This window comes from Planktotalea sp., assembly GCF_965659345.1.
In the GTDB taxonomy this organism is placed as follows: Bacteria; Pseudomonadota; Alphaproteobacteria; order Rhodobacterales; family Rhodobacteraceae; genus Planktotalea.
Genome location: NZ_CBFHVK010000005.1, coordinates 1 through 19,160 on the forward strand (window position 1 = coordinate 1; position 19,160 = coordinate 19,160).

The 19,160-nt window shown below is 53.0% G+C and carries 18 protein-coding genes; 1 reads left to right on the forward strand and 17 read right to left on the reverse strand.

What is annotated here, in order from left to right; translation table 11 throughout:
- The first annotated feature begins 157 nt into the window (after positions 1 to 157).
- The gene (locus ACTG3Z_RS04695; RefSeq protein ID WP_439141560.1) at positions 158 to 817 is read left to right on the forward strand and encodes a hypothetical protein; all 660 of its coding nucleotides are present in this window, start codon (positions 158 to 160) and stop codon (positions 815 to 817) included.
- Between the two features lie 77 nt (positions 818 to 894).
- On the opposite strand, the gene ACTG3Z_RS04700 is transcribed toward ACTG3Z_RS04695, so the two are convergent.
- The 17 genes from ACTG3Z_RS04700 to ACTG3Z_RS04780 form a co-directional block, all read right to left on the reverse strand.
- A complete protein-coding gene (locus ACTG3Z_RS04700) occupies positions 895 to 1,758 on the reverse strand; it encodes an acyl-CoA thioesterase (RefSeq protein WP_439141561.1) in 864 nt (287 codons plus the stop codon).
- Between the two features lie 9 nt (positions 1,759 to 1,767).
- Positions 1,768 to 3,723, reverse strand: coding sequence for an acetoacetate--CoA ligase (locus ACTG3Z_RS04705; RefSeq protein ID WP_439141562.1), 1,956 nt, complete (start codon positions 3,721 to 3,723; stop codon positions 1,768 to 1,770).
- A complete protein-coding gene (locus tag ACTG3Z_RS04710; RefSeq protein ID WP_439141563.1) occupies positions 3,720 to 4,925 on the reverse strand; it encodes a serine hydrolase domain-containing protein in 1,206 nt (401 codons plus the stop codon). Before ACTG3Z_RS04710 ends, ACTG3Z_RS04705 begins: the two co-directional genes overlap by 4 nt.
- 3 nt (positions 4,926 to 4,928) lie before the next feature.
- Positions 4,929 to 5,612, reverse strand: a complete 684-nt coding sequence (locus ACTG3Z_RS04715) for an ABC transporter ATP-binding protein (protein WP_439141824.1) — start codon at positions 5,610 to 5,612, stop codon at positions 4,929 to 4,931.
- 14 nt (positions 5,613 to 5,626) lie between these two features.
- The gene (locus ACTG3Z_RS04720) at positions 5,627 to 6,388 is read right to left on the reverse strand and encodes an ABC transporter ATP-binding protein (protein ID WP_375264518.1); all 762 of its coding nucleotides are present in this window, start codon (positions 6,386 to 6,388) and stop codon (positions 5,627 to 5,629) included.
- Entirely contained in the window at positions 6,385 to 7,680 is a 1,296-nt protein-coding gene (locus tag ACTG3Z_RS04725) for a branched-chain amino acid ABC transporter permease (RefSeq protein ID WP_439141564.1), read from the reverse strand. Before ACTG3Z_RS04725 ends, ACTG3Z_RS04720 begins: the two co-directional genes overlap by 4 nt.
- Positions 7,677 to 8,633 (reverse strand): branched-chain amino acid ABC transporter permease, encoded by a 957-nt coding sequence (locus ACTG3Z_RS04730; protein WP_439141565.1) that lies wholly within the window; start codon positions 8,631 to 8,633, stop codon positions 7,677 to 7,679. Before ACTG3Z_RS04730 ends, ACTG3Z_RS04725 begins: the two co-directional genes overlap by 4 nt.
- Positions 8,634 to 8,714: 81 nt before the next feature.
- Entirely contained in the window at positions 8,715 to 9,959 is a 1,245-nt protein-coding gene (locus ACTG3Z_RS04735) for a branched-chain amino acid ABC transporter substrate-binding protein (RefSeq protein WP_439141566.1), read from the reverse strand.
- Positions 9,960 to 10,332: 373 nt separating this feature from the next.
- Positions 10,333 to 11,130, reverse strand: coding sequence for an IclR family transcriptional regulator (locus ACTG3Z_RS04740; protein WP_439141567.1), 798 nt, complete (start codon positions 11,128 to 11,130; stop codon positions 10,333 to 10,335).
- A 3-nt stretch (positions 11,131 to 11,133) separates the two neighbouring features.
- On the reverse strand, positions 11,134 to 12,165 hold the full coding sequence (locus ACTG3Z_RS04745; RefSeq protein WP_439141568.1) for a phosphotransferase family protein: 1,032 nt from the start codon (positions 12,163 to 12,165) through the stop codon (positions 11,134 to 11,136).
- Between the two features lie 16 nt (positions 12,166 to 12,181).
- Entirely contained in the window at positions 12,182 to 12,829 is a 648-nt protein-coding gene (locus ACTG3Z_RS04750) for a histidine phosphatase family protein (RefSeq protein WP_439141569.1), read from the reverse strand.
- 54 nt (positions 12,830 to 12,883) lie between these two features.
- Entirely contained in the window at positions 12,884 to 13,876 is a 993-nt protein-coding gene (locus ACTG3Z_RS04755) for an NAD(P)H-dependent flavin oxidoreductase (protein WP_439141570.1), read from the reverse strand.
- A complete protein-coding gene (locus ACTG3Z_RS04760) occupies positions 13,873 to 15,069 on the reverse strand; it encodes an acetyl-CoA C-acyltransferase (protein ID WP_439141571.1) in 1,197 nt (398 codons plus the stop codon). The genes ACTG3Z_RS04755 and ACTG3Z_RS04760 overlap by 4 nt, the downstream gene beginning before the upstream one ends.
- 22 nt (positions 15,070 to 15,091) lie before the next feature.
- Entirely contained in the window at positions 15,092 to 16,021 is a 930-nt protein-coding gene (locus ACTG3Z_RS04765) for an SDR family NAD(P)-dependent oxidoreductase (RefSeq protein ID WP_439141573.1), read from the reverse strand.
- Positions 16,021 to 16,842: an SDR family NAD(P)-dependent oxidoreductase gene (locus ACTG3Z_RS04770; RefSeq protein ID WP_439141574.1), complete on the reverse strand. Its 822-nt coding sequence runs from the start codon at positions 16,840 to 16,842 to the stop codon at positions 16,021 to 16,023. Before ACTG3Z_RS04770 ends, ACTG3Z_RS04765 begins: the two co-directional genes overlap by 1 nt.
- A gap of 1 nt (position 16,843) precedes the next feature.
- Positions 16,844 to 17,959 carry an acyl-CoA dehydrogenase family protein gene (locus ACTG3Z_RS04775; protein WP_439141575.1) on the reverse strand — a complete coding sequence of 372 codons (1,116 nt, stop codon included), beginning with the start codon at positions 17,957 to 17,959 and terminating at the stop codon, positions 16,844 to 16,846.
- Positions 17,960 to 17,964: 5 nt separating this feature from the next.
- Complete coding sequence (locus ACTG3Z_RS04780) at positions 17,965 to 19,131, reverse strand: acyl-CoA dehydrogenase family protein (RefSeq protein ID WP_439141576.1); 1,167 nt, start codon at positions 19,129 to 19,131, stop codon at positions 17,965 to 17,967.
- Positions 19,132 to 19,160 lie beyond the last annotated feature (29 nt).

Consider the following 19,160-nt stretch of genomic DNA (forward strand, 5'->3'; position numbering starts at 1 on the left):
AACTGCTCATGTCCGCGAGCTATCACGCTGGATTCACACAGTGAATCCTACAGTGCCCGATTTGTGCAACAAAGCCCATATCAGCGCTTATCGGATTCAAGTTTTGGAGTCAGAAAAACATATGCCAAATAATTTCGAATAACTTCATGATTTCAACTTGTATGATCGGGTAAAGACAGACCTCGAACAGATATTCGCTTCAACACTGAGCTTACCAGATCATACAGTTTACGAACGTCATTTCATCTGGGGCGCTATGCGAAGAACTCACTCATTATCTCTTGCTATGCGACAATCCATTGAAGCTAAAAACGGTCAAATGACGGCCACCCTGATAAGACTGAACCTCGATACGCTAGCAAGATTTTATGCTCTTTATTGGGCAGACGAAACGCCAGAACTTACCTCTGAAATGCTATCAAAAGAAGTTTTTAATGGACGCTCAATCAAAGATTTCAAGTTGCGAGGCGCAAAAGAGAAAGCAACAGATCGTTGGCTGATTGAACAAATTACGGGCTTAGCTGACTGGATTCCGAAGGTGTATAAAAACGCATCTGGAGCGATTCACTTCTCAGAGTTCCACATTCATCAGGTGATTTTATCTCAGTCACAAACTGATAAAAATACGCAAAATTCTGAATTTCAAATTGCACAAGTCAGCATGAGTCCTATCGATCAGAACCCAAATTTTTCAGATTATCAGAATGCTAATACCGCTTTTTTACACATCAGTATGATGTTAGCGGGCGCTATGAAGCATAGAGTTGAACAACTGGGCGCACAGCCGTTCTTAGGCGTGCCCCCGATTCAACCCTAGCTTACATCACATAAAACCCGTTAAACGATGTTCTCAATTCGTCACACGCGTTAGCGATCAACTCTGGACGGAAAAGCTTACGTCTTCTTCAAAGGCCGCATTAACCCTTCTTGAGCCACGCTCGCAACCAACGCCCCCGAATGCGAATAAATCGCACCGCGATTAAAACCGCGTGCGCCGCCTGTCCAAGGGGCGTCGAGGTCATACAAATGCCACTCGGAAAAATCGATGGGCGTGTGAAACCACATGGCGTGATCCAAGCTCGCGCTCATTACCTTGCCTTGGAACCATGTCAGCCCGTGTGGGCGTAGCGAAGAGCCCAGCAGGTTCATATCGGACGCATAGGCGAGCAAGCAATGTTGCATCTGCGCGCCCTGTCCCTTGGCGGCTTCCATGCGGAACCAGAGATGATTGCGATCGTCCGCGTTTTCAGGCGTGAAGAAATCGCGGGGGGCGACTTCGCGTATCTCGATGGGGCGTTGGCGCAAAAAATCATCGTGATATTTTTCAGGAATTTGATCAACAACCGTGGCGCGCAGCTCATCGCGGTTTGGCCAATCTGTGGGTGCACCGACGTCGGGTTTGGGGTGCTGATACTCCCACCCACTTTCATCAATATGAAACGAGGCGGACATGTTGAAAATTTGTTTGCCATGTTGGATCGCGACAACACGGCGGGTGGTGAAGCTGCCACCATCACGAGCGCGGTCCACTTGGTAGATGACCGGAATATTTGGATCACCAGGGCGAATGAAATAGGCGTGCAGTGAATGGCACAGACGATCGGGCACAGTGCGATACGCGGCCATCAGCGCCTGCGCGATCACATGCCCGCCAAAGATGCGCGTCGTTGTTTCACCACCGCCGCCAACGCCGCGAAACAGATCGACCTCGAGCTGCTCGATATCCAGAAGGTGCAGCAGTTCATCGGCAGGTGTCATGAGGGTGCCTTAGGTGTTGGCCCGTGCATGCGCATAGGCGAGGAAGAAATCAAAGCTCTCGGGATTGGCCATGCTATCACGGTTCACCACGCTTTGCGGGTCGCCGCCAAGCAACAGCTTTTTCACAGGAACTTCAAGCTTTTTGCCAGACAGCGTGCGCGGCACGTCTTTGATTTCTACAATTTCATTGGGCACAAAGCGCGCAGAGACTTGCGCACGAATGGCGGCGTTGATCTGCTCTTTCAAAGCCTCATCAAAGGGCACACCCGCGACAGGCACAACAAAGAGCGGCATGAAGCTGTCGCGCCCAAGGAATTCCAGATCAACCACAAGGGAGTCGAGCACCGTGTCGAGGCCCTCAACCGCCTGATAAATTTCAGCACTGCCAAGGCGCAGACCTTTGCGATTGATGGTTGCGTCAGAGCGCCCATAAATGACAGAGGCCCCGCTTTCATCAATTGCGATCCAATCGCCGTGACGCCAGACGCCGGGGTAATCCGCGAAGTAGCTGTCAAACAGGCGGCTTCCGTCATCATCCCCCCAAAAGTAAAGCGGCATAGATGGGAGCGGTTCTGTGCAAACCAACTCACCCACTTCACCGATCAGTTCTTCGCCAAGCGGATCATAGGCGCGCACGGCATTGCCAAGGGCGCGGCATTGCATTTCACCAGCGCGCACAGCCATCCCCGGGTGACCCACAACAAAGGCACCGGCAAGATCGGTCCCGCCAGAGATCGGAGCGAGCCATTGATCTGCCTTCACATCACGGTAGATCCAGTCATAAGTGTCACCCGAAAGCGGCGAGCCGGTCGCCCCGAGTGAGCGAAGGTTTTCCAGCTCTACGTCAGCGCGCGGGGTCACCCCTGCCTTCATGCACGTGCTGTAAAACGCTGCACCTGCTCCAAAATAGCTTAACTTCTCATCTGCGATAAAGCGCCAAACAACACCCATGTCGGGGTAATTGGCGGCGCCATCAAAAATCGCAACAGTGGCCCCTTGTGCAAGGGCCATCCACTGGCCATTCCACATGATCCAGCCCGACGAGGTCAGCCAGCAAAAGCGGTCTTTGGAAGAGATATCTTGGTGCAGGGATTGCTTGCTCGCTTCCAAAAGGATGCCGCCGTGACCGTGCACAATTGGCTTGGGATTGCCCGTGGTTCCAGATGAATAGACAATCCAAAGCGGATGCTCAAAGGGAACTTGTGTGGCTTGGTAACTCGCGGAATCCTGCGTGGTCGTACTCCAAGCGATATGGTTGTCAGGCAAGGGGCCGATGACGGGAAGCGTGACGAACCCAGTTACGCTTGGCAGGTTTGCATTGATCTCAGCCAGTATTTTGCGGCGATCAACTTGCTTGCCTGCGTGAATATATCCGTCCTGCGCAATCAGTACTTTCGGTTCGATCTGTTGGAAGCGATCAAGGATTGCTACGTGTCCCATATCCGGCGCGCAGAGTGACCAGACCGCGCCAAGGCTCGCGGTGGCCAGAAGCGCAATCAGCGCAACCTCCGTATTCGGAAGGATTGCGACGACACGGTCGCCTTGCGTAACGCCCATTTTGCGCAGGTTGTCTGCGACGCTTGCAACTTGGTCGCGCAACTCAGCCCAAGTCATTTCTGAACGACCAAAGGTCTCGGATTGTACGACCAAAGCGCATTCATCAGGCCGCTTGTGGGCGTGTTGAATGATGGCGTCAGCGTAGTTCAGTTGCGCGTCCTTGCCCCATTTCATGTCAGGCATTTGACGCTTGAGGAGCATCTGCGATGGGGCCTGTTGCCCAGGAATTTCGAAGAAGTCCCAGATAGCGCGCCAGAAGCTTTCAAGGTCATCGACGCTCCAGCGCCACATGGCATTGTAGTCTTCAAACTCTAGCCCACGTGTATCGCGCACAAAGCGCTCGAACTGAGCCATGCTAGAGGCGTCATACCGCTCTTGGCTCGGGGTCCAAAGAACCTTGGCGCTCACGTCAATGCGCCTTGCACCAGCGCTTTCATTTCCGAGCGGGATGGGTAAGAACTGCTCGGCGAAAGCTGTGTAAAGAAGATTGCGGAAAGCTGATGCACCGGATCAATCCAAAAGAAGGTTGATGCCATGCCACCCCATGAAAAATCACCAACAGATCCGGGCACACGTGCACGCGCAGGATCAAGCACGACCGCCCCACCAATGCCGAACCCCATGCCTTGCATTGGTTGTTCAGCAAAACTCGATGGTCCCATATCTGCGATATCGCCCGCCAGATGATTGCGCATCATAAAGCGCAGGGTATGTGGTGAAATTAGGCACTGCCCGCCAGAGCGCAGCATTTCAACGAAGCGTCGATAGTCATCAATGGTAGAGAGCAGACCGCCACCGCCTGAATTCATCTTAGTGCTTTTGAAGGGCGTGTTCTCCAAGCTGTCTGCAAGGTTCAAACTCTCTGTGCTTTTCTCAACCGCATTCAAATCAAACGAATTCCCCGCGAGCGGCGTATACATCGACGCGAACCGCTGTTCCGTACCTTTGGGAATGGTGAAGCGTGTCTCATTCATTCCTAAGGGGTCGAAAATTTCATCTATAAAAAACGCCTCTAACGTCTTGCCACTGATCACTTCAATCACGCGACCAATCAGATCAATACCGACCGAATACTCCCAACGGGTACCGGGTCTAAAGACAAGCGGAAGATCGGCTATCGCTGTCGCCACTTCCGCAAGCGTTTTGGAACCAGGCCAGAAATCCAGTTTTTGTTCAGCCATCGCTTGCGGCACAATTCCGGGGTTGAAGCCGTAGCTCACACCAGACGTATGCGTCAAAAGTTGATGCAACGTCGGCGTCGCACAAGGCTCTGTTTGCGAGAGATCACGCGCACCCTCGCGCAAGCAGTGCATATCGGAAAATTCTGGAATGAAGTCAGACACAGGCGCATCAAGGTGGACCAAACCCCGCTCTACCAACATCATCATCGCAACGGATGTAACAGGTTTCGTCATCGAATAAATGCGCGCCAGTGTATCACGGCTCCATGGAACGGCATTCTCCACATCGCGCAAGCCGCAGTCGTGATAGAACGCTTCGACCCCGTTTTGCGTGATAAGCGATGCACAGCCCGCAAAGCGGCGCGTGTCTACATAGCCTTGCATCCAACCTTTGATCCGCGACAGCCGCGCCTCGTCAAACCCCGTCATCGCTTAAACCTCAAGCCATTCCTTGCGCACATCTTCGCGTTCTTTCAACTCGGCTGGCGTGCCTTCAAACACCACCTGCCCATGCCCCATCACATAAACACGGTGCGCGATATCCATGGCGATCGATAGTTTTTGTTCGACCAGAAGAGTTGAAATGCCGCGATCCGCGATCTCTTTCAGAACCTCTGCCACTTTCTGTACCATTTGCGGTGACAGCCCTTCTGTTGGCTCATCAATCATCACGAAATCAGGGTCACCCATCAAAGTGCGGCACATGGTTAACATCTGCTGCTCACCCCCCGAGAGAACCGATGCCTCAACATCTGCGCGCTCATTCAGGTTAGAAAACATGTCGAACATCATCTGCATCGACCAACGCCCAGCCCCGTCTTTCTGACCGGGTTTCAAACCTAGGTTCAGGTTCTGGCGTGTGGTCAATCCGGGAAAGATATCACGGTTCTCCGGCACATAACCGATGCCCATATTGGCGATCTCATAGGCCTTGCGCCCAGCAATCTCTTGCCCACGAAACTTGACAGAACCTTTGGGTTCCACTTCGCCCATGATCGCTTTGCACGTGGTTGAACGCCCTACGCCGTTGCGCCCAAGCAAAGCGACGATCTCACCCTCTTGCACGTTCAACGTAACACCCTGCAAGATGTGTGATTTGCCATAGTAGGCGTGCATGTCTGTGACTTCGATCAATGTTCTGCCTCCAAGGCTGCGCCCAGATAGGCTTCTTGCACACGCGGATCACCGCGCACATCTTCGGGCTTTCCTGTCGCGATAATCTCGCCGTAAACCAACACAGAAATACGATCAGCAAGCCCGAAAACGACGCCCATATCATGTTCAACCATGATCAAGGTTTTGCCCTCTGTGACCTTCATAATCAGGTCGGTGATATAGTCGGTTTCTGAATGGCTCATACCAGCTGTCGGTTCATCAAGCATGATGACATCAGCGCCACCGGCGATGGTAATGCCAATCTCTAGCGCGCGCTGCTCGGCATAACTTAGGGTGCCAGCTGGCAAGTCGCGACGTCCAAGAAGGTTGATCTGATCAAGGATAGCATCCGCGCCCTCGGTCAACTGACGCGAACGGTTTACCAAGTTCCAGAAAGAATATTTATATCCCTGAGACCACAAAAGCGCGCAGCGCACGTTTTCAAAAACCGTCATTGCGGGAAAGATGTTGGTTATCTGAAAAGAGCGCGATAATCCTTTGCGATTGATCTGATAAGGCTGCAAGCCGCGCAGGTCCTCACCATGCAATTTCACAGATCCAGCGGTGGGCATAAAGCGCGCTGTGATCAGATTGAATAGCGTCGATTTGCCCGCACCATTTGGCCCGATAATGGCATGTCTTTCGGACTTGCCAATGGAGAGATTGATGCCGCGAATGATCTCTGCTTTGCCGAAGCTTTTTTTCAGTCCGCTCAGTTCTAATGCAGGTGTACTCATGATGCGTCTCCCGCTGTGTTGGCGGCGTCCCATGCCTCTTTCAGTTCAGGGGCGTTGCGTTTTGCGATACCAATTCCGATCAAGGCGACAGCCCCCGCGATGAGCCAAGGCAGCAACGTATGACTATCAAACGTCGTCCAGAACAGCGTCATTTCATCATCCCCAATCGAGGCATGGCGGAAATGGAAGGTCATTTCGACAAGTGCGCAAACGCCCAAGATCCCAATCGCGGCAGGTAGCAAGGTTTTGATGTAGGGCTGTATCAATTGCTTGGCATTGCCCAGTTTGAAAACAGGGACATGCATCATCAACAGTCCTGCCAGACCACCAGGGAAGAACATCACAGTCGCAACAAAAAGCGACCCCGCGTAAAACGCCCATAACTCCGTTTGTAAACTCAGTACTGTTTGCACCAAGGTAAACACAATCGCACCAATGATGGGTCCAAAGAAGAAGCCAACACCGCCCAAGAAAGTCACTAAGAGGATCACACCGCTGGAGGCCGTATTCAGGTTCTCTTCCGTCAAAATTTCATAGTTGATCGCAAAAAGACCACCTGCAATGCCTGCAAAAAAGCCTGACGCCACAAAGCTGTAAAAGCGCACCCAACGGGCAGAGTAGCCGAGGAATTCGGCGCGCTCTGGATTATCGCGTACCGCGTTTGCCATGCGACCGACTGGCGTGCGAGACCACAAATACATCAATGCAGCAGCAAGGATGACCCAAAAGGACGTCAGGTAGTAGACGTCGATTTGCTGCAGGAATTCATTACCAAAAAAGGGCATCGCATAAGTGCGATCGCCGCTGATACCTTCTTCACCGCCAAAGAATGCCACAATAATTACCGAGCATGCAGCGATGAGTTCGCCCACACCGAGCGAGATCATTGCGAATACAGTGCCTGCATTGCGTGTGGAAAATGCTCCAACAATCATTGCGAGCCCCATGCCAAACAAACCCCCAAAGATGGGTAGCACTGGCAGTGGGAAGCTGGCGAATAGGTCGGACATATTCATGATATGCATACATGCAAAGCCACCAACGCCCGCGTAGACCGCATGACCAAAGGACAGCATCCCGCCTTGGCCCAGAAGCATATTATAGGCCAGCGCAAAGATAACGGTGATCCACATTTGGTTCATGATCGTGAGCGCAGAATTCGACGTAAAGATGAACGGCATCAAGATCAGCGCAATCGCCGCGATGATCCACGGCATCAAGGTTAACGTCATAGAGCCTGCACGCATCCGCTGGGCTGGCTTACTCGGGTCGGTTGTCAGTTGATCGCTCATGAGTGACGCTTTCCGAAAAGGCCCGCAGGGCGGAAGATCAGGATAAGAACCATCAGAATATAGGGTAGAATATCCGCGATTTGCGGGCTGGTAACGGTCCAAAGATCGCGTAGCCAATGATCGGATAAGTTCTCAGGTGTAGCGATTCCAACAGCGTTGAAGACATCCGACATTGCTAGGTTATAAGACTTCGCAAACGTCGTGATCCATCCAATCAAAAGCGACGCAACCAGCGCCCCCCAAAGCGAGCCAAGCCCGCCAATTACGATGGTCACAAACACGATGGACCCAAGCACAAACGCCATTCCCGGGAAAGTGCCCAGCACAGGTCCAGCGATGACACCCGCAACACCCGCAAGGGCGGTTCCGACGCCAAAGACACCCATGAAGATCAGTGGCACGTTATGCCCCAGCGCCTCAACCGTGCGCGGATAGCTAAGGGCGGCTTGAATGATCATCCCAACCCGTGTGCGCGTCAGGATATAGAGCAGCCCGATAAAGATCGCGACGGAGATGAAGATCATGAAAATTTTATATGCAGGGATCGAATTCCCGGCGATGGAGAAGGCGGTGAAATTTAACACCTCTGGAATAGAGTAAGGCATCTGATTCTTGCCCCAGATGAACTGCACCAACTCTTCTATCAAAAGCGCCAGACCGAATGTGAAAATCAGCTCTGGCACGTGACCATATTGGTGGACCCGTCTCAATCCGTATCGCTCAACACCTGCACCAAGCACACCGACAATCAACGGCGCAATCAGCAAGCCCATCCAGAACCCCAGCGCGATGCTGATCTGATAAGCAAAGTATGCACCCAGCATATAAAAGCTGGCATGAGCGAAGTTCAAAACGCCCATCATAGAGAAGATAAGCGTAAGGCCGGCGGATAGCATAAACAGCAGCAATCCAGTCACAAGCCCGTCGATTATGTTAACGAGGATGAGTTCCATTGGTCCCCCAAAGGGTTGATCAAGACATGAAGTAGGAAAGGCCCGCCCTGCGCTAAACAGGGCAGGCGATAAAGCGGCCGCTTACGGGCGCTTCATTTCACAAGTTGTCGGGCTGTCCATAGACGCCATTTCAACTGTGGATTCTGTCAAAACACCAAAACCGGAGTTGTCATAATCAAACTCGATGTTCTCGTCTGTGTGAACGCCAACATTCATGTTCTGAATGATCTGGTGATCCTGTGGGCGCATAAAGAGCTTACCGCCCCACATGGAGTCGTATTCCATACCCTCTAGTTGATTAGCGACAGCAACCACGTCATCCGCAGTGCCTGCACCCTCAATTGCCTGTGCCAGCATACCGATTACATTAAAGATACGTGACTGGTCGATGTTGCCATCAGGATGCTTGGCAACGAACGCATTGTAAGCAACGCGGGCTTCTTCAGATCCAATCGGGTTGATGTCCCCCTGAGAGATCAAACGAATGCGCCCTTTCGCGCTTTCACCAAGCGCTGCGGTGATACCAGAGCCTGCCGCATAGTAGGTGTAGATCGGGCCATCATAGCCGCTTTCGATCAAGGACTTGCCCAGTCCAACCATATCCGCGCCCCAGTTTCCCGTAATAACAGCATCCGCTTCGGAGGCGATGATTTTGCGCGAATAGGGTGTGAAGTCTTTCACTTTGCCGATCGGATGTAGCTCATTGCCGACAATCTCAACGTCAGAACGCTTCGAAGACAGGTTTGAAACCGCCGCGGCAGCAACCGCTTTACCGAAAGAGTAGTCCTGACCAATGATGTAGACTTTCTTCATGTCTTCATCGGCAACCATAACATCCGTCAAAGCATCCATCTTGATGTCCGCGTTTGCGTCAAAACGGAAGTGCCAGAAGTTACACTTGTCGTTTGTCAAAGCCGGATCAACTGCGGCATAGTTCAAGAACAGAACGCGGCTGTCAGGGTTACGACGGTTATGCTTATTGATGGCTTCTGTCAGTGCGTTCGCAACACCAGATGAGTTGCCTTGCGCGATGTAGCGAATACCTTGGTCAATCGCGACCTGAAGCTGGATCAAGCTCTCTTTCGGGCTGATCTTATTGTCAAAAGCAACGATCTCGAATTCCGTACCACCCAGCACGCCGCCTTGCTCATTCACCATGTGGTCAGCGGCAAATTCGAACTGGTGCAAGCCGTTTGTACCAGTGCTTGCGAATGGGCCAGAAAGCGGATCGATAAACGCGATCTTGATATTCTCAGCAAAGGCCGCCGATGCGCCAATTGCCAAAGACAGTGCGGAGACCGCACACATTTTTGTAAATTTTTTCATTAGTTCCTCCCAAGGATAGATTGCGCCCCAGTTCGTTTGCTTCGGGGTCGTTATCTGTTCGGAAAGACTTGCATACCTGCAATTAAAGTCAAGGTTGCAGAAAGGATGCTTCTTGATCCCGCAATACACTTTACACGCGAAATCAAATGCTAAGGGAAGCGGAACTTTAAGCCAAAATCCAGAAAACATCTGTACTAGTCTTTGTTTTAAATATGTTTTTTCTATTTCCATCGAACTTAAAGCTTAACGCTATCCACAACAAAAAGGTGTCATGTATTTTATTGACGCTTGACCGCTGAAGCGAGTTTCGTAGCGTCACATTTCGGTTCTAGTTAAAAATCGTTCCGCTGTGCGAAACACGCCTCCGCCAGACTCAGCGATGTGGATGCATGCTGAGCGCGTCAGCCGCCTTGATCAAACGTGGGGCATAAACGCTTTCAAGCTGCTTTGGTTTGACCCGAAAAGATGGCCCACCAACATTGAGGCCATAGACACGATCACCGCTCATCGCGAACACGGGTGCAGCTATTCCGTTCACATCTTTGCGCCAAATTCCGTAACCTGTGCAAAAGCCTTTGTTCTCATATACGGACTTTGCTTCAGCGTAGCGCTTGCGGCCTTCACTTTCGATGTCCCCGCCCATTCGACCGGCATATTCAAAGACCGCTTCGCGCGCATCATCGCGCATACCCACCAAAATTGATTGACCTATTGCAGAAGGGAACAGCGGCAAACGCGACCCAATGCGCGCAACCAAGGCCACGCCTTCTCGCGAATTGCAGGTCGCTACATAAATCACTTCCAACTGGTGCACTTCACCTAAAGCCACGGTGATGTACGAATTCGGCCCATCACGCAGTTGCGCCATCTCTTTGTGGGCGAGGTCCTGAATGTCGATGCCAGACAGCACACTGAACCCCAACCGGATCGCGGCAGCGCCCAGCCGATAGGTGCCATTTCGCAGATCAGCAATCAGATAGCCAAGCTCACAAAGGGTATAGGTCAGTCTAGAAATCGTCGCTTTCGGCAGGCCCGTACGATCCGAAAAATCGGAATTCGTAAGGGTTATTTCACCGTCACGAAAACAACTCAGCAACTCCAGCCCACGCGCCAGAGCGGTCACAAAATTGCGATCCTTTGCTGAGTCATCGTCGCGCAAGTCATCCGACATATTCTATCCTCGTTTCAACGCATCCAGACCGTGTTGCGCGAAGACAGGGACGAATTCACCCAGTTTCAAAGCTCGCTCAGGATTGGATGCATTGCCGTCCAAACCACGCTTTAAAACGCCTTGGATAATACCTGCCATGCGAAAAAAACAAAACCCCAAGTAATAGCCAAAATCGTCGATCCCGTTTAGCCCGCGCCGGGTGCAATAGGCGTCTACAAACGCTTGATCTGTGGGCAAACCAAGCGCTTTTCGATCTAGTCCGCCCATACCGCGTCCTTCAGTTCCCGCGGGAAGTTGCCATTGCATAATGACACCTGCCAGATCCGCAAAAGGGTGGCCAATCGTAGATAATTCCCAATCAAGAACCGCTCGACACTGCGTTCCCGTTGCATCAAAAATCATGTTATCAAGTCGATAATCACCATGCACCAGCGTGCGTTGGCCATCATCCTTAGGGCGCCGTTCCACAAGCCCGATCATCAGCTCATCCATTGCAGGAATTGTCTGCGTCTCTGACGCACGATACTGCTTGGACCAACGCCCAACTTGGCGCTCAAAATAATTTCCCTCTGGCCCGTAGTTTTCCAAACCGATGGACGCGATATCAACGTCGTGCATCGCCGCCAGAACACGCCCCATTTCATCGATGACGCCCGCGCGATGTTCCGGGCTAACGCCCTCCATTGCAGGTTCGTTAAAATTGCGTCCAGGCACATGGTCCATGATGTAAAACATAGACCCGATCACGCTGTCATCTTCGCAAAGCAGGTGCATTTTGGAGACAGGAACATCCGACCCTTCAAGTGCTTTTTGAACGCGAAATTCACGATCCACTGCATGCGCAGATTTCAACAATACACCCGGCGGTTTGCGCCGTAGCACATAATTATGTGCAGGTGTTTTTAGCATGAAGGTCGGATTGGATTGGCCCGTCTGGAACTTTGTGACCTCCATCGGCCCTTCAAACCCTTCAAGGTTCTCGCTCAGATAGCGGCTGACGGCTGCTTCATCCAATGTCTGTGTATCTGCGCTCATAAGTCGTCCCAATTCTTTAGCTATAGCTTACCAGCTTTGATCCTGCATGGCTCATAAAATGCGGGGTGGCGTTGAATTCATGCAAAGAAAACGATGCCCCCGAGAACATAAATCGCGTCATTGCAGTGTTCTTGATTTGCAAATTCAGGTTCATCATATGCCGCTTATCGGCACCCAAGGCGCTAGCGGTCATCTGACCAATCACACCGCCAGATGAAACCACAAGCACACGTTTGGCATCTGTATCTGTCGCGAATTTACGCGCTGCTTCAACGCGTTCACAAAACTCTATGTAGGTTTCACACGCGCCTTCAAACGCCGCATCTTGCCATTCGAAAACCGTTTCACGCAGCGTGCGAAAATGCGCCTTACGATCCCCTGTTGAAAGGGGCGGAACATCACCCTTAAAACGCGCGTTCAACAAATCACCAAAGTCGTATTCATTGAAACCACGGTGTTCATCTGCATCCGCAAAACCCATAGCTCGTAGGGTATCGCGTTGTCGCGTCAGCGTGCCTGTGACCAGTCGATCCGGCACCCAGTTCAGCTCTTTTAGAAGCGCACCAGCGACTTCTGCTTGGCGATGCCCAAGCTCGGACAGAACATCATAATCGTCCTGTCCGAATGACGCTTGGCCATGACGTATGACAAGAAGCTCAGCCACAATGCTCACTTGTAATGCTCGGAGCACGCGACAGCGTATTTGAGGAAAATGCGATCATGAAAATTCAGCCGCCAGCTTCTTGCCTGCGGTGATGTATTCGCTCTCCATACGATCAACGATAGATCCAGCAGAGCCTACTGATTTCACCGCGCCAATCCCTTGCCCTGATCCCCAAATCGTCTTCCACGCTTTTGGCTTTTCGCGGTCTTGCCCGAAATCCATAGACGAGGCATCCGCCTGTGGCAGGTTGTCAGGATCCATGCCCGCATTCTCAACCGAGCCCCGCAAGTAATTGCCCCAAACACCGGTAAAGAGCGACGAATACACAATGTCTTCAGCACCAGACTCAACGATCATGTCTTTGTAACCCTGATCGGCGTTCGCTTCGTCCGTGGCGATAAACGCAGATCCTGTATATCCGAAATCAGCCCCCATCGCGCGCGCGGCAAGCAGACTTTCACCAGATGCGATCGCACCAGACAAAGCCAACGGCCCATCGAACCATTCGCGAATTTCATGGATAAGGGCCAGCGGCGATTGCTGACCTGCGTGACCACCTGCACCAGCCGCAACAGCCACCAAACCATCTGCACCCTTTTCAATCGCTTTCTTGGCAAAGCGATTGTTGATGATGTCATGCAAAACCACGCCACCACAAGAATGCGCAGCCTCATTGACCTCAACCCGCGCACCCAGCGAAGTGATCCAGATCGGGACTTCATGTTTGACGCAAATCTCTAGATCCCGATCAAGTCGACTGTTGGAGCGATGCACAATCTGGTTGATCGCAAAAGGCGCAGCAGGGCGATCAGGGTTCGCTTGGTTATGTTTGTCCAGCTCTTCTTTGATCTCTGTCAGCCAAGTATCAAGAAGCGGATGCTCCCCTTCGCCCTCCCGCGCGTTGAGCGCAGGGAAAGAGCCGACAATCCCCGCCTTGCATTGCGCAATTACGAGTTTTGGAACGGAAATAATAAACAACGGCGACGCAATCAGCGGAATGCGAAGCCCTTGTAACGCCTTTGGCAAATGACTGTCATTCCGCATCATAGCACCTCAAACAATCCGGCAGCGCCCATGCCGCCACCAACACACATCGTGCACACGACATATTTCGCGCCGCGACGTTTGCCCTCGATCAACGCATGGCCGACCATACGCGCACCGGACATGCCGTAGGGATGGCCAATCGAAATGGCACCGCCATCGACATTCAACAACTCATCAGGAATGCCAAGCTGGTCCCGCGAATACAGCACCTGTACCGCAAACGCCTCATTCAGCTCCCAAAGGCCAATGTCATCCATCGTCAACCCATGCGCCTTTAGCAGCGGTGGCACAGCATAGATGGGTCCAATGCCCATCTCATCTGGCTCACAGCCAGCGGCCATGACGCCGACATAGCGACCCAAAGGCTGCAAGCCAGCTTTTTCAGCAGCTTTCGCTTCCATGATCACACAAGCAGAGGCCCCATCGCTCAACTGAGACGCATTGCCAGCGGTGATGGATTTACCTTCCTTAATGCGCATTCCGTCTTTGAACACAGGGTTTAAGCCACCAAGGCTTTCGACTGTGGTACTCGGACGGTTTCCCTCATCTTTTTCAAGCGTGACTTCATGCTCGGAAATCTCTTTGGTCTCACGATCCTGGACCAGCATGGTCGAAGACATCGGCACAATCTCTGCATCAAAACGCCCTGCTTCTTGCGCGGCGGCTGTCAACGCTTGCGAGCGTGCAGCGTATTCGTCCTGCACATCGCGGCCCACGCCATAGCGCTCTGCAACCGTTTCCGCGGTCTCGAGCATCGACATGTATATGTCGGACTTGTTCGCCATGAGCCAAGGATCGGCAGCAACGCGCATCTCTTTGGTTTGCACCATGGAAATGCTTTCAACCCCGCCACCAACGGCAACGTCCATTCCGTCCGTGACCACTTGCTTTGCAGCCGTCGCAATCGCCATCATGCCTGATGCACATTGACGATCCAGCGACATACCAGCAACGCTGACAGGCAGTCCTGCGCGCACAGCTGCTTGGCGCGCAATATTGCCGCCAGAATGCCCTTGTTGCAGAGCCGCGCCCAGAATGACGTCCTGCACACGCGCCGGATCAATCCCAGCGCGCGCTACAGCGTGCTCAATCGCGTGCCCTGCCAAAGCTTGTGGCGTCGTATTGTTGAAAGCGCCGCGATAGGCTTTGCCGATCGGGGTACGTGCGGTGGAAACGATAACTGCGTCGCGCATAATGAAAGTCCTTAATTGTGAATTACCAATCCAGCGTCAGGCCACGGGCCTTGGCTGCATTGAGGGCATACTTCTTGGTCTGACTAAAGGCGTCCGGCATTTCTGTTTGACCACTCGCATCAGTGAGCTGATCAAACTGCGCAGCGACAACTTCGGGGGTGTTTTCATCATCAGTGAGGGTGATGCCTTGCGTCTCGTACACGCGGGTTTGCGCGAAACTGCCGCCCCCTGCACCCATGATAACATGGCTCGGCGCATCCTCAGAAACGAGGTATAGCAAGCCAGGTGTTATTGTTTCAGGTGCCAGCATTTCTGCGGCTTCGGGCGGGAACAATTCTTCTGTCATGCGTGTTACTGCTGTTGGGGCCAGCGTGTTAACGCGAATATTGTCGCGCGCCCCTTCTAGGTGAAGCACATTCATCAACCCCATCATCGCAGCTTTCGCGGCACCATAATTGGCCTGACCAAAGTTACCATAAAGCCCCGACGAGGAAGAGGTGAACACGATCCGTCCGTACTGTTGCTCGCGCATAATCGGCCAACATGCATGCGCCACATTTGCAGAGCCAATAAGATGCACATCAACCACTTTACGAAATGCAGACATGTCCATCTTGGCGAAAGTCTTGTCCATCAAGATGCCTGCGTTGTTTACGCAAATATCGATACGTCCCCAAGCATCCATCGCTTGCGCAACCATGTCCTTAACACCAGCTTCATCAGAGACGTCAGCGCCATGCGCCATCGCCTCTCCGCCCATGGCTTTGATCTCTTCAACTACGGCTTCGGACGCGTCTGATGTGGACCCAGTGCCATCCCGCGATACGCCTAGATCATTCACCACAATCTTTGCACCGCGCGCGGCAAGCCCCAACGCATGTGAACGGCCAAGCCCAATGCCAGCGCCCGTCACAATCGCGACGCGTCCGTCAAATCGAATATCAGCAGCCATTAGTGAAGCGCCTGTTCAAAAATGTTAGGGCCAGACATCACGTTGATGCCGCCAGACACTGGCACAACCGCGCCAGTGATATAAGCACCACCGCGTCCGCACAGGAACAGCATGCAGCCCGCAATATCCTCGTCGCGCCCAACACGTTTCATCGGAACATCATCGCCAACCTTACTGCGCATGTCCTCATCATGGGTTGCGAATGCGGTCATGCGCGACACGAACGGCCCCGGCGCAAGTGCATTCACCGTGATCGCTTCGCCCGCGAGTTCTTTCGCCAGAATTTTGCTAAGATGGATCACCGCCGCTTTGGAGGCAGAGTAGCTATAGGCCCCATCACCCATTTCGCGCTCCCCCATGACAGAGCCCACATTCACGACGCGCGCTGGATCATCGACGCTGCCAGACGCCTTTAGCATCGGCAGTAGCTTTTGTGTCAGATCAAACAGACCCGCAACATTGACATCCATGACCTTTGACCAGGCCTTGTGTGGAAACTGCCCCATGGGCGCCCCCCAAGTGATGCCCGCGTTATTCATCAAAATATCAAGCGTCTCTGTACGTTCCTTGACGGCTGCGACCAATGCATCGACGCCCTCTTCCGTGCCAACGTCACCCGCAAATCCAATCGCTTTGCCGCTTGCACCCATCGCGTTCAACTCTGCTGCGACGGCCTCACAAGCTTCGCCCTTGCGGCTGGCCAAAAGCACTGTTGCGCCTGCGCGTACCAACCCCTCGGCCGCCATGCGTCCGATCCCCGTTGCACCGCCTGTGACCAAGGCCACTTTGCCGTCCAAGCCGAACAATGTTTGAATATCCATCTTAAAACCCTCTTTCTGCCGCGATCTTTTCGGCATGATAGCTGTAATCCCCTAGCCATTCCGCACTTACACGTGCGCGTTTCATATAAAAGCCCATATCGTAAGCATCGGTCATCCCGATGCCGCCATGCATTTGCACACCCTCTTGCACCGCCAAAATCGCCGTTTGGGTGGCCCGAGCTTTGGCAAGCGAAACTGCCGTTTCTGCATCGCTTTCGTTTTCATCCAGCTTGCGTCCTGCATTTAGGATCGCACTGGTCGTGACTTCGATCTCGCACCACAGATGCGCTGCACGATGTTGCAATGCTTGAAAGCGACCAATCTCAACACCGAACTGTTTACGTTCTTTAAGATAGCCAACCGTCATATCAAACGCGCCCGCAGACAGCCCTGTCATTTCGGCCGCCAGTGCGGCTTGTCCGGCGTTTATGGCAGGACGCAAAACACTCATCGCGCTATCGACCGCACCAAGCACATCTTCACCCGTCGCTTCCACATCTTCAAACGTGATACGCGCAGCATCGCGCGCATCTATCATGTTGGATACTTCACGGTTAACACCAGCGCGATCTGATGGAATATCAAACAGAGTTAACCCATCACTGGTACGCGCAAGCACCAGCAAACGATCTGCGTTGGCACCATCAACGACAAACTGTTTTTTGCCGTTCAAACGAAATGCATTACCATCGGCTTTCGCTTCCATCTGGGCATTGTCAGGATCGAACTTGATCCCCTCATCCACGGCCAAAGCATATGTCAATTCACCCGATGCGATCTTGGCCAAGGCCCCCAACGCGCGCGCGTCACTGACTTGCCGTAGTGCCGTCGCTGCAATCACAGCGCTGGAGATAAACGGCGACACCGCAAGCGTCTTGCCCATCTCATGCGCAATCACATTCGCGGCCGCAAACCCCATGTCAGAACCACCTGCTTCTTCGGGAACAAGCACGCCCGCCCAGCCCATATCAGCCATCTCTTTCCAAGTGGCAGCGTCAAACGTCTCACCCGCATCACGCATTGCGCGCAACTTGCTGACAGGCATCGCCCCATCAAGAAACCCGCGCGCCATATCGGCGAGCATCACTTCTTCTTCGCTCATCACCAGCTTTGCCATACCGCTCACCCCGGAAGCCCAAGGACACGGCGCGACACAATGCTCAGCATCACCTCGCTTGTGCCACCCTCAATCGAATTGGCCTTTGTGCGCAACCAATCGCCCGCGCGATTGCCCACAGGGCCATCCCATTCCAGCGCATCAGAGCCACCAGCACTCATCATCAATTCATGACGCTGTTTATTCAGTTCCGTCCCCATATATTTGAGCATCGCCGACGCATCACCTGCCCCCTGCCCTGCTTCGGCTTGGTCCTTATACCGCTCCAGCGTCAGACCAATCGCGAGCGAATCCACCTCACAGCGCATCGCGTCAGCACGCAAACATGCGTCCATGTCGTCCATTGTATCTTTGATCACAGCACCCAATGCGCGACCGCCGCCAGACAAGCCAGCGCCACCACCAGAAATCATCTCGCGTTCATGCGTCAGCAAGTACTTCGCCACATCCCAGCCGCGATTGACCTCACCAACGATCTGCTCTTTCGGCACCTTCGCATCGGTAAAAAACGTCTCGCAAAACGGCGAAACACCACTGATCATTTTGATCGGGCGTGTCTCTACTCCGCCGCCGTGCATGTCGAGCAAAAGAAACGAAATTCCCTTGTGCTTGGGCGCGTCACGATCCGTGCGAACAAGCGCGAAAATCCAGTCTGCTTTGTCTGCATAAGAGGTCCAAATCTTCTGACCATTCACCAGCCAATGATCGCCTTTATCCGCACCGTGAGTCTGCACATTCGCCAAGTCAGAGCCTGCACCCGGCTCAGAATAGCCCTGACACCATCGCACTTCACCACGTGCTACTGGGGGCAAATACTGCAATTTTTGCTCATGTGTGCCAAAGTGTAAAAGCGCGGGGCCAAGCATCCAAATGCCGAAGCTTTGCAAGGGCGAACGCGCATCAATGCGCGCCATTTCTTCATGAAAGATCTTTTCCTGATCACGACTAAGACCAGCGCCGCCATATTCCACTGGCCACGTCGGCACAGTATAGCCTTTGGCCGCACACCGCTTGAGCCAATCCCTCTGCGCATCAGAGGTAAAAACCCAGTCTTTGCCGCCCCAACAAATGCCCTCTTCGGTCATGAGACCATCGCGCATTTCACTTGGACAATTCTGCTCCAACCAATCACGCAGCTCTGCGCGGAAGTCATCTAACGGGCTCGCGGCCATACTCTATTTCCTCCCCTGAAAGACGTCAC

What these genes read in the sequence shown, in the direction of transcription:
- ACTG3Z_RS04700 (WP_439141561.1), bottom strand. Translation starts at nt 1,758, where the DNA reads ATGACACCTGCCGATGAACTGCTGCACCTTCTGGATATCGAGCAGCTC.
- ACTG3Z_RS04710 (WP_439141563.1), bottom strand. Translation starts at nt 4,925, where the DNA reads ATGACGGGGTTTGACGAGGCGCGGCTGTCGCGGATCAAAGGTTGGATG.
- ACTG3Z_RS04715 (WP_439141824.1), bottom strand. Translation starts at nt 5,612, where the DNA reads ATGCACGCCTACTATGGCAAATCACACATCTTGCAGGGTGTTACGTTG.
- ACTG3Z_RS04720 (WP_375264518.1), bottom strand. Translation starts at nt 6,388, where the DNA reads ATGAGTACACCTGCATTAGAACTGAGCGGACTGAAAAAAAGCTTCGGC.
- ACTG3Z_RS04725 (WP_439141564.1), bottom strand. Translation starts at nt 7,680, where the DNA reads ATGAGCGATCAACTGACAACCGACCCGAGTAAGCCAGCCCAGCGGATG.
- ACTG3Z_RS04730 (WP_439141565.1), bottom strand. Translation starts at nt 8,633, where the DNA reads ATGGAACTCATCCTCGTTAACATAATCGACGGGCTTGTGACTGGATTG.
- ACTG3Z_RS04735 (WP_439141566.1), bottom strand. Translation starts at nt 9,959, where the DNA reads ATGAAAAAATTTACAAAAATGTGTGCGGTCTCCGCACTGTCTTTGGCA.
- ACTG3Z_RS04740 (WP_439141567.1), bottom strand. Translation starts at nt 11,130, where the DNA reads ATGTCGGATGACTTGCGCGACGATGACTCAGCAAAGGATCGCAATTTT.
- ACTG3Z_RS04745 (WP_439141568.1), bottom strand. Translation starts at nt 12,165, where the DNA reads ATGAGCGCAGATACACAGACATTGGATGAAGCAGCCGTCAGCCGCTAT.
- ACTG3Z_RS04755 (WP_439141570.1), bottom strand. Translation starts at nt 13,876, where the DNA reads ATGATGCGGAATGACAGTCATTTGCCAAAGGCGTTACAAGGGCTTCGC.
- ACTG3Z_RS04760 (WP_439141571.1), bottom strand. Translation starts at nt 15,069, where the DNA reads ATGCGCGACGCAGTTATCGTTTCCACCGCACGTACCCCGATCGGCAAA.
- ACTG3Z_RS04765 (WP_439141573.1), bottom strand. Translation starts at nt 16,021, where the DNA reads ATGGCTGCTGATATTCGATTTGACGGACGCGTCGCGATTGTGACGGGC.
- ACTG3Z_RS04770 (WP_439141574.1), bottom strand. Translation starts at nt 16,842, where the DNA reads ATGGATATTCAAACATTGTTCGGCTTGGACGGCAAAGTGGCCTTGGTC.
- ACTG3Z_RS04775 (WP_439141575.1), bottom strand. Translation starts at nt 17,959, where the DNA reads ATGGCAAAGCTGGTGATGAGCGAAGAAGAAGTGATGCTCGCCGATATG.
- ACTG3Z_RS04780 (WP_439141576.1), bottom strand. Translation starts at nt 19,131, where the DNA reads ATGGCCGCGAGCCCGTTAGATGACTTCCGCGCAGAGCTGCGTGATTGG.